The organism is Bradyrhizobium tropiciagri (assembly GCF_018130505.1).
Taxonomy (GTDB): Bacteria; Pseudomonadota; Alphaproteobacteria; order Rhizobiales; family Xanthobacteraceae; genus Bradyrhizobium; species Bradyrhizobium tropiciagri_B.
The window spans coordinates 908,241-922,469 of sequence record NZ_JAFCKH010000001.1; the positions used below are offsets into that span (position 1 = coordinate 908,241).

A 14,229-nucleotide genomic window follows, 5' to 3' on the forward strand; every position below is an offset into this window, starting at 1 on the left:
TGCATGCGGCTTGGGGGTCATCCCCGGGATGTTCCGATGCGCCTTCGAGGGGTCTGTCTCGCCGGCGGGATGCCGGCCTTGGATTTGCGCGACCGATCTCCTGTCGGGAAACGACAATCGAGGCCGGTTCGCCTTGAACCAAAGCTAGCCAGACCGGACTAACCGTTCAGGCAGGTGAGGGGCTCAGACGTGGCTAATGGCGCAATGCCGGGATACTCGGCCGGGACGCGGCCGGACCCGTTCGTTGTTCGGTTCTCGACGGCACAGTTTCCGTTGAAGGACCGGTTCGATGCCTGGTGCGACATTTACGAAAGGACGCTGTGCAAGCAGGTGATCGAGCCGATCGACCCGGACGACATGCTTGCAGACGTCACCTTCCGCAAGCTGCCCGGCCTCACCATCATGCAGGCCGACCGGTTCGAAGCTTCCTATGAGCGCAGGCCGTCGCAGATAGAGGGCGACAATCTCTTGTTCACGGTGGGATTGGCCGGTGGGTTCTCGGCCGTTCAACTGGGTCGCGAGTGCGAGATACGGCCGGGCGAGGCGTTCATCGGCACCGCTGCGGAGCCTGTCTTCAAGCGCCTCTCCAGGGGATGCGGGTCGCTGACCTTGTCGGTGCCGTTGTCCATGATCGCCACCATGGTGCCCAGGCTCGACCGGAAGTTCGGCCTGTCGATCCGGGCCGAGACTCCGCAACTACGGCTCCTGACCCGCTATCTGAACCTGCTGGAAACCGCCGACGAACTCGCCGAGCCCGAGCTGCAGCCGAGCGTCGTGAGACACGTCTACGATCTGCTTGCGCTCACTCTTGGCGCGTCGCCGGATGGGGCCGTGGCGGCCGGGCTCGGCGGTGGACGGGCCGCACGACTGCGCGAGATCAAGGCCGATATCGAGCGGGCGATCGGTACGGAGGACGTATCGGTGGGGGCGCTCTCTGCGCGTCACCGCCTGCAGGTCCGCTACATCCAGCGCCTGTTCGAGGCCGAGGGCACCACCCTGACCGAATACGTCACCGGCCGGCGGCTGGCGAAAGCCCATGCCATGCTTGCCGACGGGCGAAATGATGGGCTGCCGATCAGCAGCGTGGCCTTCGAGGTCGGCTTCACCGACCACCCCTATTTCAACCGTTGCTTCCGCCGCCGCTACGGCGCGTCTCCCTCGGAGGTCCGCGCCAGCGAAAAGGCGAGACGGCGTTTGGCGTCCTGACTGGTCTCGCTTCGGGCTGATTTCCCGCGGGAGTTGAACCCAATGATCCGGCCTGCGACCAATATTCGCAGGCGGCTGAGGGGATGGGACGATGGCGGAGAGCCGGCGAGCTGAAGCTGCTGGACCGGACCCGTCGATCTTCCGATTTACAACGGCAGACTACGCGCCGGCCGATCGGCTCGAGGCGTGGCGCGAGGTCTATGGAAAGACCCTGTGCAAGCAGGATATCGAGCCGATGAGCCGAGACCGGCTCGACGCCAATGTGATGTTTCGCCGGCTGCCGGGCCTTGCCACGATGCGCGGCGATCTCTTCCAGGCCCTGTATCGACGCAAGCCCTGTCAGGTCGAGAGCGACCGGCTGTTTCTCACGATCGGATTGGCCGGCAGTTTCGAGGTCGAGCAGCTCGGCCGCGATGCACTTGTGCGGGTCGGGGACGGGTTCGTCGGCACCGGGGCCGAGCCGCTGGTCAGCCAGGTTTCGGCAGGGTGCCGCTCGCTGACATTGTCGATGCCCGCGCGCACCATTGCCCCGATGGTCCCTGGGCTCGATGCCATGTTCGGCCGGTCCATTCCGGCCGCCAGCCCGCCGCTTCGCATGCTGGCGCGCTATGTCGGATTCCTCGAGGAGTCCGGTGAATTGGCGATTCCCCAGTTGCAGCCCACCGTGGTGAAGCACGTTCACGACCTGGTCGTGCTGGCGCTTGGCGCCTCGCGCGATGCGGCCGTCGTGGCCAGGCTGGGTGGTGGCCGCGCGGCACGCCTGCGCGAGATCAAGGCCGATATCGAGCAGGCGATCGGCCGCGACGAGATTTCGATCGACCGGCTTTCGGCACGACATCGGTTGCCGGTCCGCTATATCCAGCGCCTGTTCGAGGTCGACGGAGTGACGTTCACCGAATTCGTGCTCGCCAGGCGGCTCGCCTGGGTGCATCGGATGCTGACGGATCGGCGCTTTGCGGACCTGCCGATCAGTGCGATCGCCTCCGAGGCCGGCTTCAGCAGCCAACCGTACTTCAACCGTAGCTTCCGCGGCCGCTACGGTGTTTCGCCGTCCGAACTGCGGGCCGGCGAGGGGGCATCGGGCAGCTAGGTCAATATTCCTTGGCGACCTCCTCGGCTGCCCCGGAACCGCTCTCGCAATGATGATCGATCAGGTGACGCTGACGCGGTCGCGATCTATGCTAACCTTGCCGCACGTCTTAATTCAGGGGGCGATCATGATCGAGCCGAAGCTTGAAGTTCCTGCCGAACTCCGCGACCTCGCGGAAAAGACCATCGACCAGGCCGAGAAGGCCTTCAGCCTGTTCTTCGATGCCGCCAGCAAGTCCATGACAACGATGCCGGGCGCCGGAACGGACATCTCCAAGCAGGCCCTGTCGTTCACCGAGCAGAATATGAAGGCCGCGTTCGAGCACGCGCGCAAGCTGGTGCACGCGACCGATCTGCAGGAGGCGATGCAGATCCAGTCGGAATTCCTGCGCAGCCAGTTCACCAATGCCGGCGAGCATATGCGGCAGATCACGGGGAACGTGATGTCCGCCACCAAGGATGCGGCGAAAGGCAAGTTCTAGGCTGCCCGGGCGGCGGCCTCCTCAGCGCCGGCGAGCAACCGCTACGCCGAGCAGGAAGGCGACGAACAGGCTGGCAAGCGGCGCCTCGCGCGTCACCGCGCTCACGGTCGCGAGCGTGCCACCGGGTCGGCGCGAAGCTGCGATGGCGCTGCTGAGCCGGTCCACGGCAGCGCGCAGACCGTCCGAGACGTCCGTGATCGTGCGCGAGACGTCCGTCGCGGCGTCGATCGCGCGCTCGCCGAGCGTGGGTTGCAGCGGGGATTCGGGCGTTTCGAAGCTCATGTGCCGTGCCGCAATTTGCTGAAGGACAACTGCCCGCACCCCGTCCGCGACAGATGGGCCGTCGCGGCGGATAACGGCCATGCGGGCAAATGCCGTAGCCGCGAATTGGTTCCGAAGTCATGGCGCACTTTCGCGGTCAAGGAACCGGAAACTTCCGCGCGCGCCGGGGCTTGTTTCGGCAACGACATCTGCGGAGGAAGATCACGGCATGACGAATGCTCACACGGTCAGTGAGAGAAAACGGCACGGCGGCACGCCACTCGTGGTGGCTGCGGTCGTCGCGACCTTCAGCGTGCTGGGCATGCTGATCGTCGATCACGGCCCCTGGAATAAGCCAAGGCTGCAACCGGCGGCCTCGGCCAACTATTCGACGACCGGGGAGGCCGCGCGAGCCGTCGGCGCAACGGTCACGCCGACCGAACCCAAGGCGCCGCTCGAGCCGGATCCTGCGGGACCAAAGCCGGTTCATCCGGCGAACCCGAACCCAGCGCAATAGTGTCCGTCGATATCCTTCGGAGTTATCGCGGATATCGAAATGGCGTTCAGCGAATGCTGACGAACGTGCCCCAGGCCGCGGCAAGGCCAGCGCCGACCAGCACCAGGGCCGGATTTTCGCAGAACATGCCGCCGTACTGGCACATCGTATTGCCGACCGAGCCGATCTGATGATGACCGGCGGCATAGAACAGGCCTGACAGGACCGCGAGCGCGGCAGCAACGAAATACATCGACGCCTCCTTGCGATGCGAGTGAGGCGCGGATCCTGCGACCGGCGCCAACCAAACTGTCCCGATGTCGATTTCAATTGATGAGCTTGACGCGTCGGGCAACTCACCGGCACAATGACATCATCGCAACAAGCATACGGTCGCCGGCGGAAATTTCTTGTTGGCGACTACGGATTTGACACGAATTTTCGTCGAAGGCGGTTTCCCGCTGTCGAAGCCGAACCTTCCAATTTTACCGTTTTCGTCAAGTTTCGGAAAAACGGTTGACACGTCGGGCAACTCACCGGCATAATTCCATCATTCCGAAATTGTCAAAGGCCCGCGCGGAGACATCCGCAGCGGGCTTTTTGTTTGCCGCTTCACCGATCGGACGGCGGCCGCAACGTCACGACGCCACATCCTCCCCCGTCGTCCGAGCGTCGTCAGCGTGCCGCCGTCCGAACTCTTCACAACAACCACCAATTGGCCGGCGCGCGCGAACGCACCGGTCCTGCGGCGCGGCGAAAGCCGGCGCCGCCCGCGGCCCCGTCGTCAGGGATAAGGTTCGCGCCCCAAAGATCGCAGCCGATTGCGCGGTCTGCCGCACATTTCTTCCATCGGCGGCGCCAAGCGCCGCGCGCCCGTCGACGACCGCTTTAGCCCGACACCTCCCTCGACGGCAAGCGGACGTGCGGGGCCGAATGTTGTATCGAGAGCAGCCTTGTCGATTCTGAAAATTCCAACCGCGAAAGTGTTCGAGCCGTTGCTGCAGCCGGCGCGGTACAAGGGAGCATTCGGGGGGAGGGGGTCAGGAAAATCCCATTTCTTCGGCGAGTTGCTGGTCGAGATGTGCCAGGCCGAGCGCGGCACGCTGGCGGTTTGCATCCGCGAGGCGCAGCGGACGCTGGCGCAATCCTCGAAGCGGCTGGTCGAGAGCAAGATCGCTTCGCTCGGCATCGGCGCCGGTTTCAAGCTCTACTCCGACAGGATCGCGACGCCGGGGGACGGGGTTGTCATCTTTCGCGGGATGCGTGATCAGGCGGTGATGCAATGAACGAAGCGGACGTTAGAGCAATCGTCATGGAGACGCTGATTGAACAGGAGCGCGTCCGCCGAAGTGACATCGATGCCGTTGTGGTCAAGACCGTTGCGACGATCCTGACTTCGTTTGGCATCGAGGAAGGCGATCGCAACGAGTTGCGAGCGGATTTCCAACACTTGCGCAGGTGGCGAAAAAGCGTCGAGCAGGCGCAAAATTACACTTTCAAGGCCGCGATTACCGTCATAGCGACAGGATTGATCGGAGCCATTTGGCTCGGCATCAAAGCGACGCTCGGGAGGTGACTAGTATCGCGCATACACGGATGCTGAACAATTGGAGTTTTGAGGCTCGACCATGTATCGGATACGCGAGGTTGACGCAGGAGACGATGAGTATGCGGATACGCTCGGCGAGTTGCATCAATTGACTTTCCGCGACGGCACCCGGCCTCCTGATTTCGAACAGGGACACTGGTGGATTGCGTTCCATCGAGCAGAGCCGGTTGCGTTCGCCGGCGTCGTTCCGTCAACCCACGTCGCCGACGCGGGATATCTCTGCCGTGTTGGTGTTTTGATGCAGCATTGCGGCCACGGCTTGCAGATGCGGCTCACTCGCGCGCTGGAGCTGCGAGCTCGGCGAGTCGGCTGGACCGCGATCGTGTCGGATACGACGGATAATCGGATCTCTGCGAACAACTTTATCCGGCTGGGGTACAGGCTCTTTGAGCCACCTTCGCCTTGGGCATGGCCGCATTCGCTGTATTGGCGAAGGAAGCTATAGGCCCTGCCGGATCGATTTTGCGCGTAGCGCCCCGGTGGCTGAACGGCTGCCGGGCGCTGTGGTGTTTTCTAGCCTATCCGTCCTGCTGGCCGAACCACCCTTTGTGCAGTGCCACCGGCCTCACATGTCTTGATCTCTGGTGATCACTCGATAAACTGGCTCATGGGTTTGATCGCATCCCGATGCCATGGGATCGAACCGAAGGTTTTTCGATGGTTGATATTGGCCGCAGGCGTGAGGCAGCTATGCCGAGGGGTCCCGGTTCGGACGGCTATTCGGTCATGGTCGCGCGGGCCAAAGCCCTCGTTCCCGCATTGCGCGAACGCGCTGCCCGGACCGAGGAACTGCGGCGATTGCCGCCGGAGACCGAGCGGGATCTCCATGACAGCGGGCTGTTTCGGATCCTGCAGCCGGCACGGGTCGGCGGGAGCGAGCTCGATTACGTGGCGCTGGTCGATTGCGCCGACGTCCTGGCGCAAGCCGATGCATCGGTCTCGTGGAATTTTGCCAATCTGGCGAGCCATCACTGGATGCTGGCAATGTTCGCTCCCGAGGCGCAGAATGCGGTGTGGGACAAGGATCCGGGCGCGCTGATCGCATCCTCCTTCGTGTTTCCCGCCGGTCGCGCGACCAAGGCTGATGGCGGATATGTCCTGAACGGACATTGGCCGTTCTCGTCCGGCGTCGAGGCAAGCGAGTGGAACATGCTTGCCAGCGTCGTGGAATCCGATGATGAGGCAGATGGCGTCGAATACCGGCTGTTCCTGCTGAACAAGCAGGACTACCGCATCAAGGATACCTGGAACGCGGCCGGGTTGCGTGGGACGGGCTCTAACGATGTTCAGGTGACGAATGCGTTTGTCCCTGAGCATATGACCGTTGCGGTCCGGGACGTCGCCGGCGGCCCAACGCCGGGCAGCGTGGTCAATCCGAATGCGCTCTACGCGCTCCCGGTGTTCTCGCTGTTCCCATATGTACTGTCGGGCGTCGGGCTGGGGAATGCCCAGGCTTGCCTTGATGATTACGTCGAGATCGCACGAGATCGCGCCTCGACGTACAACAGGGCCAAGATCGGCGACTTGCAGAGCACGCAGATCAAAATCGCGGAGGCGTCGGCGAAGGTCGATGCCGCGCGCCTCGTCATGCGCACCAGCTGCATTGATGTGCTCGCAGACGTCCGACGTGGCCGAATTCCCGATATCGCAGCGAAGACGAAATTGCGCCGCGATGGCGCGTTCTCCGTCAATCTGTGCACCGAGGCGGTGTCCCTTCTGTTTGCGGCGAGCGGAGCCCGCAGCCTGTTCACCTCCGGAACCCTGCAGCGTCAATTCCGCGATGCCCACGCGGTGAACTCACATTTTGCATTCAATACCGATGCCGCGGGAACCAACTACGGGCGGGTCGCGCTCGGGTTGCCGTCCGACAATCTGACGCTTTGAGGCTGGCTGGATGTCCGACTCACCCAAACATCCGGCTGATCCAGCCAACGAGTTGGCAAGCGACAATTCGGCGATTGATCCTCGTGATTTCCGCAATGCACTTGGCACATTCGCCACCGGCGTGACGATTGTCACTGCGATGTCGGCCGATGGAAGGCCGTACGGGATCACATGCAATTCCTTCGCGTCCGTGTCGCTCAATCCGCCGCTGGTGTTGTGGAGTCTCGGAATGTTTTCGCAGGGGCTTCCCATCTTCCAGAACGCCAGCCATTTTGCGGTCAATGTTCTCAGCGCGGCTCAGCAGGCGCTGGCCTCGCAATTCGCGAGATCGTCTGCCGACAAGTTCGCGGGCGTGAGCTGGACACCAGGTTTTGGGAATGCGCCCGTGCTCGCCGATGCGATTGCCAATTTTCAGTGCCGCGCTGCCAATCGTTATTACGGTGGAGATCACGTCATATTTCTGGGGGCGGTTGAAGCGTACGCCTATACTGGAAACGAGCCACTCCTGTTCGCACGGGGCGGTTTTGGCCGGTTTCTGCCTGACACGGGCGGCAAGACGCCATGAGCCGAAAGACGCCAGTGAAGCCGGCGCGCGCCAAGCAGAAACGTTTGTCGGCTGACGATCGCCGCAGCGAATTTGTCACCAGGGCGACAGAGCTTTTCGCCGAGGAAGGATTCGGTGGCGGCACCCGCGCGTTGGCGCGCAAACTCGGCGTCACGCAGCCGCTGCTTTACCGCTACTTTCCGAGCAAGGACGATCTCATCAAGGAGGTCTACCGCAGGGTATATCTCGGTCCCCTCGAGCCCGGTTGGGACAAGCTGCTCTCCGACCGTTCCCGTCCGCTTCGCCCGCGATTGCAGGACTTCTACCAAACCTATACGGATGCGATCTTCACCCGAAAATGGCTGCGGATCTATCTCTATTCGGGTCTGAAGGGCCTCGATATCAATCGCTGGTACGTCGGCATGGTCAAGGACAAGATCCTGACCCGCATCATCAGGGAATGCCGGCACGAGGCCGGACTTGCGGTGAGCAAACCGAGTGCCGCCGAGCTGGAGCTGGCTTGGGTGTTTCACGGCGGCATCTTCTACTACGGCGTACGGAAATACATCTATGACGCGCCTGTTCTTGAAGATAAGGCGCAGATGATCAGTGACGCACTTGATATCTTTCTCGCGGGATTTGAGAGGATCGCGGAGAACGCGGCTGATCGCCGGCGGGCGCCGGTCAAGGTCGCTGGTTGAGCCGAATTATTTCGCCATCTCGGCCCGATACCAATCTCCAATCTCGCTCGCGGTCATCAGCGCCACGCCGTCGTGGCTGATCACGTAGTCGAGCAGAGCCTCCAGATACTTGATTCGATGCGGCACCCCGGTGATGTAGGGGTGCACGGAGATGGCCATGACCCGCGCATTCTCGGCGCCTTCCAGGTAGAGCCGATCGAACTGGTCAGTGCAGCGCTGTAGGAATTGATCGGACGGAAGATGCTGCAGTGCATGAATCACGATGTCGTTGGTTTCGACGGAATACGGGATCGTCGTCACGGTCCCGTGCGGCGTGGCGATGTCCTGGGGAAGATCGTCGATCACCCAGTCGGCCACATACTCGATCCCGTTGAGGCGGAGCAGATCGAGCGTATCTTCAGTCTCGGTCAGCCCTGGGCTTTCCCACGATCGCGGCGGCTTCCCGGTGAACCTCGCGATGGTTTCGACGGAACGCTTGATCGCATCCGCCTGGTCTGTGAGCTTGTGCATGGGTCCCTGGACGAAGCCATGTCCCATGAATTCGAAACCGGCCTCGAGCGCTGCTGATGCTACGCGCGGATAGCTGTTGCAGACATTGGCGTTCAGGGCGAGCGTCACGGGTATGTTTCGGTCCGTGAGCGCCTTGAACTGCCGCCAGAACCCGGCGCGCATGCCGTACTCGTGCCATGACCAGTTCGGCACGTCGGGCAACAGGGGTTGACCCATCGGCGGGCTCAGCACGCTCCGCGGCATCGCGTTCTCGATGCGCCATTCTTCCACGTTGAGGATGACCCACACGGCAAGTTTCTTGCCGGCCGGCAGCGTGAGCTTCGGTCGATCGACCTGTGCCTGGTAGGGAATGCGATCGGTGAATGCCACTTCGAACTCCTTGATTACACCGTTCATCGGGCTGCCGCGGAATTGATCCGCGGCAAGACCTTCTCGGCCGTCAGGATCATTGATTGACGGCCGAGTTCGCGGTCCTTCCAGTCCTTGCCGGCATAAAGCAGGGTTCCGAAGGTGCCGACCTCTTCCTGGAACGCAAGCAACTGATCCGCGACGCTTTCGGGCGTACCGTGGATGATGAGACTGTCGCAGATCGATTGCAGCGTAACCTCGGAGTCCGGTTGGTCCCGCCGCGTCTTGAACAGTTCGAGCCGGCCGCTGCGCTTCAGCTTCGTGAACAGCTGATGGTAGTAGTAGACATAGGGGCCGTCGGGGGCCATGGCATAGGCCTTCGCGGTCGCTGCGTCCTTTGCAACGAACACGCTCTTGGCGACACGCCAGTTCGCGGCGTCAGCCGCCCGGTTCACGCGGTTGCAGCCTTCGACATATTTCGGCCAGTGGCTCTTCACCCAGGCCGGCATCAGGAAGTTCGCCGAGATCGGATCCCATCCACGCGCTGCCGCCTCTGTGACGCCCTTCGAGAACGGAGCAACCGCAGTCACGACGATCGGTGGATGAGGGGTCTGCAGCGGCCGGGCAATGAACCCCTGGCCGATGTCCTCGATCAGCGTTTTGCTCACCGAGACATTCCAGTATTTGCCCTGTAGATCATAAGGCGGCTTGCCGGCCCAGATATCAAGAACCTGGTTGATGGCCTCGAGAAACATCGCGTTGCGATCGGCGTCGAGATTGCCGAAGACCTCCGCGTCGGAAAGCAATCCGCCCGGGCTGATGCCGAGAATGAAGCGGCCGTCGAGCATGTGATCAAGCATCGCGACAGATGCCGCGACCGCTGCCGGATGCGTGTTCGGCATGTTGATCGTGCCGGTTCCAAGCTTGATCTGCTTGGTGGCGGCAGCGAGCCAGGCAATGAAGGCTATGCTCGAGGTGATGTTCTCGGCGCGGTCGGTGACATGCTCGCCGACATAGGCCTCGGTGAAGCCGAGTTCGTCGGCGAGCAGAAAGGCCTCACGATCCTCCCGGAGCGACTGCCGCCAATCCTTGTCGAGAGGATGGATCGGCATCGTAAAGAACCCGAGCTTCATGATCTGCTGCTCCCTGCGGCGGGTCTTCTTGCTTTGTATGGAAACCTGCGGCCTTCGCGCTGCGAAGACAAGCCCAATCGAATAAATAATCGGTCGATAAATAAGCTTGACCTTTGGCCGGCGGGCCCCTCTAATCCCGGAAAGCGAAAAATTCGGCCCGGGAGGCCACGCCCACATGAAAGCCGCGGCTTTCGCGTACGCCCGTGCGACCAGCGTCGTGAACGCGCTGGAGCTGTTGGCTGCGCATGGTGACAAGGCAAAGGTGCTGTCCGGCGGACAGAGCCTGATGCCGGCCATGAACCTGCGGCTTGTTTCCCCGGACCTTGTGATCGATATCGGCGGCCTTGCCGAATTGCACGGCATCGCGGTGAAGGGCGACGCGCTGGTCATCGGTGCGCTCACCCGCCACGTCGACCTGCTCAGGTCTCCGGAGCTTGCGCTGCATGCGCCGCTGTTGCAGGAGGCCGCCGCTCACATTGCCCACCCGGCCATTCGCAATCGTGGAACACTCGGCGGAAGCCTCGCGCATGCCGATCCCGCCTCGGAACTGCCGGCCTGCATGGTCGCGCTGGATGCGACCATTGTCGTTCGTGCTCCAAGCGGCGAGCGGCGAATCGCAGCAACCGAGTTTTTCAAGGGAATCTACGAGACCGCGTTGCTGCCGCAGGAGTTGCTCATTGCGGTCGAACTGCCGGCCGCGGGCAAATGCTCGGCGTTCTTCTTTCAGGAGTATGCCCGGCGTCACGGCGACTACGCCATCGCCGGTCTTGCCGCTCGCGCCACTGTCGAAGGTGACAGCTTCTCGGATCTGCGGCTCGGCTTTTTTGCCGTCGGCGACCGGCCACTGCTTGCTGCGGCCGCGGGCAAGCTGATCAATGTTCCCGTGACGACAACCGTGCTCGCAGATGCCGCGGCGGCGCTGGCTAATGAGCTCGATCCACACGAGGATCAGCAGGCCTCCCCGGCGATGCGCCGACACCTGGCAACGGTCCTGTTGCGGCGTTGTGTAGCGTCGCTGCTTGCGCATCCCGACCTCGAGCCGGGGGCGGTCCAGTGATTGCGCAGATCCCGGTCTCGCTTCTGGTCAACGGTGAGCCCGTGGATGCGGTCGTGTCGCCGCGGCTCAACCTGGCCGATTTCCTTCGTGAAAGCCTGAAGCTGACGGGAACGCATGTCGGTTGCGAGCACGGGGTCTGTGGAGCCTGCACGGTCCGTGTCGACGGCGAGATCGTTCGCTCATGCCTGATGCTGGCGGTGCAGGCGCTGGGCGCATCAGTCGAGACGATCGAAGGGCTGTCCGACAGCGGGGAGGTTGCTGATCTGCAGGCGGCATTCCGGCAGCGCAACGCGTTGCAGTGCGGCTACTGCACGCCGGGAATGCTGATCACAGCGCAGGACTTGCTGAAGCAATCGCCGAGCCCAGACCGCACGGCGATCCGCGAACATCTCTCCGGCAATTACTGCCGTTGCACCGGCTATCAGGCGATCGTCGACGCCGTCGAGGCAACGGCCAAGGAACGCGCGGAGCGATCCGCATGACCGGCTCGGCGAAGGACGCGCTTTCGGTGCTTGATCGCCCGAATTCCTATATCGGCAAGACAGTGCCGCGGCCGAACCTCGACAGGTTGCTGCAGGGCCGCGGACAATATGTCAGCGACCTGGAATTGCCGCGGATGGCGCATGTGGTTTTTCTGCGATCACCACATGCGCATGCCGGGATCGTCTCGATCGATGCCGACGCGGCGAGGCGGATGCCGGGCGTGATCTCGGTGGTCTCCGGTCGCGAACTCGAGGCCGTCATAACGCCTTGGGTCGGCGTGCTTTCACACATGAAGGGACTGAAGTCGGCGCCGCAGCGGGCGATCGCGGTCGACCGGGTCTGCTGGCAGGGGGAGGCAGTTGCGGCGATCGTGGCGACCAGCAGGGCGGCCGCCGAGGATGCGCTGGAGCAGATCGCCGTCGACTACGAAGAACTCGATGCGGTCACCGATATGCAGACCGCGCTCGATCCGTCGACAGCGGTTATTCATGCGTCGCTCGGCGATAATCTTGCCTTTGAGCGGGCTCTCCATGCCGGCGACGTCGATCGCGCGCTGTCCGAGTCCGATGCCGTCGTCGAAGCCGAGTTTGTCTTCGGCCGCCACACCGGAGTGACGCTTGAACCGCGCGCGGTGGTTGCCGACTGGAATGCGGCAGAGGCGCGACTGACGATCTATCAGGGAACGCAGGCGCCTCACATGGTGCAGAATATTGCGGCGCTGCATCTGGGGCTCAAGGAAACCCAGGTGCGCGTGGTCTGCAAGGATGTAGGCGGATCCTTCGGCATCAAGGTCCATATTTATGCGGATGAGATGGCGACTTACGCGCTGTCGAAACTGCTGCGCCGGCCGATCAAGTTTGTTGCGGACCGCGTCGAGAGCTTCAACACCGACATTCATGCCCGCGATCATCACTGCAGGGGCCGGATCGGTGTCAAGCAGGATGGGACAATCACCGCCTTCGAGATCGACGATCTGACGGGGATCGGTCCCTATTCGATGTATCCGCGGACCAGCGCCGTCGAGGCCAATCAGGTGGTCAATCTGGTCGGCGGCCCATATCTCACGCAGAACTACCGGGCTCGCGCCCGGGTCGTGTTCCAGAACAAGAATGTGATGTGTCAGTACCGCGCGGTCGGGCATCCAATCGCCTGCTCGGTGACCGAGGGCCTGGTCGATCTGGCCGCCGCGAAGATCGGCATGGATCCGGCCGACATCCGCCGGCGCAATCTGATCGCCGACGATGCCTACCCCTGCGCGTCGCCCTCGGGCATGAAGTTCGAGCAGCTTTCGCATCATGCCTCATTGGCGAAGCTGCTTCAGATGATGGACTACGACGCACTGCGCGCGGATCAGGCGGCCTTGCGAGGCCGGAACATCCACCGGGGCATCGGCATCGCCAGCTTCATCGAGGTGACCAATCCGAGCGCGGCCTTTTACGGCGTTGGCGGCGCCAAGATTTCGTCACAGGACGGCGTCGCGGTGCGGCTCGACGCGCAAGGCTCGGTGATCTGCCAGACCAGCATCACGGAGCAGGGACAGGGATCGGAATCGCTGACCGCCCAGATCGTAGGCAGCGTGCTCGGCGTTTCGATGGATCGGGTTCGCGTGATCCTTGGCGACACGGACAACACGCCCTACGGCGGAGGCACCTGGGCTTCTCGCGGGGCCGGCATTGGCGGCGAGGCCGCACTGCAGGCCGCCAAGGTTCTGCGCAAGAATATCCTGGATGTGGCGGCGGCCATTCTGCAAGCGACGCCGGCGGAACTCGACATCGCCGGCGACAATGTCGTCGACGCCACCGACGGCACGCCGCGGATCGAGCTGAGCGAGCTGGCGCGGATCGTTTATTTCCGGCCGGACACACTGCCGCCGGGCATCCAGCCGGAATTGATGGCGACCCGACACTTTGTCCCGCGCCAGTATCCGTTCGCCTTCACCAACGGCATTCAGGCGTCCTGGCTCGAGGTCGACACCGAGACCGGTTTCGTCAAGCTGCTGAAACATTGGGTCGTCGAGGACTGCGGCACCATCATCAATCCGCAATTGGTTGACGAGCAGATCCGGGGCGGCGTCGTGCAGGGGCTGGGCGCCGCGCTGTTCGAGAAATGCATCTATGACGAGCGCGGTCAGCTGACCAACGCAAACATGGCTGATTACCTTGTGCCGATGTCCGGGGAGATGCCCGACATCGACATCGGGCACGTGGTGTCGCCGACGCTGGAATCGGAACTGGGGGCCAAGGGAGCAGGAGAGGCCGGCACAGCCGGCGCGTCGGCCGCGGTCGCCAATGCAGTCAACGATGCGCTTAGACCATTTGGTACCATAATTACCGAGATTCCGCTCACGCCTCAGGTTATCCTGACGGCTCTGGGACGGATCTGAAGCAGGGACGTTCCGGACAACGACAAACTCGATAAGCCAGACA

The 14,229-nt window shown here is 62.7% G+C and carries 17 protein-coding genes; 13 read left to right on the top strand and 4 right to left on the bottom strand.

The window, feature by feature from the left end; genetic code table 11:
• Positions 1-273: 273 nt before the first annotated feature.
• From JQ633_RS04175 to JQ633_RS04185, 3 genes are all read left to right on the top strand, one after another.
• Positions 274-1,206, top strand: coding sequence for an AraC family transcriptional regulator (locus tag JQ633_RS04175; RefSeq protein ID WP_211982615.1), 933 nt, complete (start codon positions 274-276; stop codon positions 1,204-1,206).
• Positions 1,207-1,297: 91 nt separating this feature from the next.
• Entirely contained in the window at positions 1,298-2,296 is a 999-nt protein-coding gene (locus tag JQ633_RS04180; protein ID WP_211982617.1) for an AraC family transcriptional regulator, read from the top strand.
• 127 nt (positions 2,297-2,423) lie between these two features.
• Complete coding sequence (locus tag JQ633_RS04185) at positions 2,424-2,777, top strand: phasin (RefSeq protein ID WP_211982821.1); 354 nt, start codon at positions 2,424-2,426, stop codon at positions 2,775-2,777.
• A gap of 21 nt (positions 2,778-2,798) precedes the next feature.
• Here the strand turns inward: JQ633_RS04185 and JQ633_RS04190 are convergent, their stop codons facing one another.
• Positions 2,799-3,059, bottom strand: a complete 261-nt coding sequence (locus JQ633_RS04190) for a hypothetical protein (RefSeq protein WP_211982619.1) — start codon at positions 3,057-3,059, stop codon at positions 2,799-2,801.
• 208 nt (positions 3,060-3,267) lie between these two features.
• Here JQ633_RS04190 and JQ633_RS04195 point away from each other — a divergent pair, with 208 nt between their 5' ends.
• Complete coding sequence (locus tag JQ633_RS04195) at positions 3,268-3,555, top strand: hypothetical protein (RefSeq protein WP_211982620.1); 288 nt, start codon at positions 3,268-3,270, stop codon at positions 3,553-3,555.
• Between the two features lie 46 nt (positions 3,556-3,601).
• Here JQ633_RS04195 and JQ633_RS04200 read toward each other — a convergent pair whose 3' ends face one another.
• Positions 3,602-3,787, bottom strand: coding sequence for a hypothetical protein (locus JQ633_RS04200; RefSeq protein WP_211982622.1), 186 nt, complete (start codon positions 3,785-3,787; stop codon positions 3,602-3,604).
• A 568-nt stretch (positions 3,788-4,355) separates the two neighbouring features.
• Here JQ633_RS04200 and JQ633_RS04205 point away from each other — a divergent pair.
• From JQ633_RS04205 to JQ633_RS04230, 6 genes are all read left to right on the top strand, one after another.
• The gene (locus JQ633_RS04205; RefSeq protein WP_249158738.1) at positions 4,356-4,820 is read left to right on the top strand and encodes a phage terminase large subunit; all 465 of its coding nucleotides are present in this window, start codon (positions 4,356-4,358) and stop codon (positions 4,818-4,820) included.
• Positions 4,817-5,110 (top strand): hypothetical protein, encoded by a 294-nt coding sequence (locus tag JQ633_RS04210; protein WP_211982624.1) that lies wholly within the window; start codon positions 4,817-4,819, stop codon positions 5,108-5,110. The genes JQ633_RS04205 and JQ633_RS04210 overlap by 4 nt, the downstream gene beginning before the upstream one ends.
• A 52-nt stretch (positions 5,111-5,162) precedes the next feature.
• On the top strand, positions 5,163-5,588 hold the full coding sequence (locus tag JQ633_RS04215) for a GNAT family N-acetyltransferase (protein WP_211982626.1): 426 nt from the start codon (positions 5,163-5,165) through the stop codon (positions 5,586-5,588).
• A 245-nt stretch (positions 5,589-5,833) separates the two neighbouring features.
• Positions 5,834-7,027, top strand: a complete 1,194-nt coding sequence (locus tag JQ633_RS04220; RefSeq protein ID WP_211982825.1) for an acyl-CoA dehydrogenase family protein — start codon at positions 5,834-5,836, stop codon at positions 7,025-7,027.
• A gap of 10 nt (positions 7,028-7,037) precedes the next feature.
• A complete protein-coding gene (locus JQ633_RS04225) occupies positions 7,038-7,592 on the top strand; it encodes a flavin reductase family protein (RefSeq protein ID WP_211982628.1) in 555 nt (184 codons plus the stop codon).
• Complete coding sequence (locus tag JQ633_RS04230) at positions 7,589-8,272, top strand: TetR/AcrR family transcriptional regulator (RefSeq protein ID WP_211982630.1); 684 nt, start codon at positions 7,589-7,591, stop codon at positions 8,270-8,272. The genes JQ633_RS04225 and JQ633_RS04230 overlap by 4 nt, the downstream gene beginning before the upstream one ends.
• Before the next feature lie 6 nt (positions 8,273-8,278).
• Here JQ633_RS04230 and JQ633_RS04235 read toward each other — a convergent pair whose 3' ends face one another.
• Together JQ633_RS04235 and JQ633_RS04240 are read right to left on the bottom strand one after the other, a co-directional pair.
• Positions 8,279-9,151 carry a polysaccharide deacetylase family protein gene (locus JQ633_RS04235; RefSeq protein ID WP_211982631.1) on the bottom strand — a complete coding sequence of 291 codons (873 nt, stop codon included), beginning with the start codon at positions 9,149-9,151 and terminating at the stop codon, positions 8,279-8,281.
• 23 nt (positions 9,152-9,174) lie between these two features.
• Complete coding sequence (locus JQ633_RS04240) at positions 9,175-10,263, bottom strand: LLM class flavin-dependent oxidoreductase (protein ID WP_211982633.1); 1,089 nt, start codon at positions 10,261-10,263, stop codon at positions 9,175-9,177.
• A 175-nt stretch (positions 10,264-10,438) separates the two neighbouring features.
• Here JQ633_RS04240 and JQ633_RS04245 point away from each other — a divergent pair, with 175 nt between their 5' ends.
• From JQ633_RS04245 to JQ633_RS04255, 3 genes are read left to right on the top strand one after another with little or no spacing between them, the layout of a single operon-like run.
• Entirely contained in the window at positions 10,439-11,320 is an 882-nt protein-coding gene (locus JQ633_RS04245; RefSeq protein WP_211982634.1) for an FAD binding domain-containing protein, read from the top strand.
• Entirely contained in the window at positions 11,317-11,802 is a 486-nt protein-coding gene (locus JQ633_RS04250; protein WP_349631513.1) for a (2Fe-2S)-binding protein, read from the top strand. Before JQ633_RS04245 ends, JQ633_RS04250 begins: the two co-directional genes overlap by 4 nt.
• Positions 11,799-14,186, top strand: coding sequence for a xanthine dehydrogenase family protein molybdopterin-binding subunit (locus tag JQ633_RS04255; protein WP_211982829.1), 2,388 nt, complete (start codon positions 11,799-11,801; stop codon positions 14,184-14,186). The genes JQ633_RS04250 and JQ633_RS04255 overlap by 4 nt, the downstream gene beginning before the upstream one ends.
• Positions 14,187-14,229: the final 43 nt, after the last annotated feature.

Excerpts from the sequence above, each read along its gene's own strand:
- JQ633_RS04240 (WP_211982633.1), bottom strand. The coding sequence starts at position 10,263 with ATGAAGCTCGGGTTCTTTACGATGCCGATCCATCCTCTCGACAAGGAT.
- JQ633_RS04230 (WP_211982630.1), top strand. The coding sequence starts at position 7,589 with ATGAGCCGAAAGACGCCAGTGAAGCCGGCGCGCGCCAAGCAGAAACGT.
- JQ633_RS04255 (WP_211982829.1), top strand. The coding sequence starts at position 11,799 with ATGACCGGCTCGGCGAAGGACGCGCTTTCGGTGCTTGATCGCCCGAAT.
- JQ633_RS04195 (WP_211982620.1), top strand. The coding sequence starts at position 3,268 with ATGACGAATGCTCACACGGTCAGTGAGAGAAAACGGCACGGCGGCACG.
- JQ633_RS04245 (WP_211982634.1), top strand. The coding sequence starts at position 10,439 with ATGAAAGCCGCGGCTTTCGCGTACGCCCGTGCGACCAGCGTCGTGAAC.
- JQ633_RS04210 (WP_211982624.1), top strand. The coding sequence starts at position 4,817 with ATGAACGAAGCGGACGTTAGAGCAATCGTCATGGAGACGCTGATTGAA.
- JQ633_RS04215 (WP_211982626.1), top strand. The coding sequence starts at position 5,163 with ATGTATCGGATACGCGAGGTTGACGCAGGAGACGATGAGTATGCGGAT.
- JQ633_RS04190 (WP_211982619.1), bottom strand. The coding sequence starts at position 3,059 with ATGAGCTTCGAAACGCCCGAATCCCCGCTGCAACCCACGCTCGGCGAG.
- JQ633_RS04200 (WP_211982622.1), bottom strand. The coding sequence starts at position 3,787 with ATGTATTTCGTTGCTGCCGCGCTCGCGGTCCTGTCAGGCCTGTTCTAT.
- JQ633_RS04185 (WP_211982821.1), top strand. The coding sequence starts at position 2,424 with ATGATCGAGCCGAAGCTTGAAGTTCCTGCCGAACTCCGCGACCTCGCG.
- JQ633_RS04220 (WP_211982825.1), top strand. The coding sequence starts at position 5,834 with ATGCCGAGGGGTCCCGGTTCGGACGGCTATTCGGTCATGGTCGCGCGG.
- JQ633_RS04180 (WP_211982617.1), top strand. The coding sequence starts at position 1,298 with ATGGCGGAGAGCCGGCGAGCTGAAGCTGCTGGACCGGACCCGTCGATC.
- JQ633_RS04225 (WP_211982628.1), top strand. The coding sequence starts at position 7,038 with ATGTCCGACTCACCCAAACATCCGGCTGATCCAGCCAACGAGTTGGCA.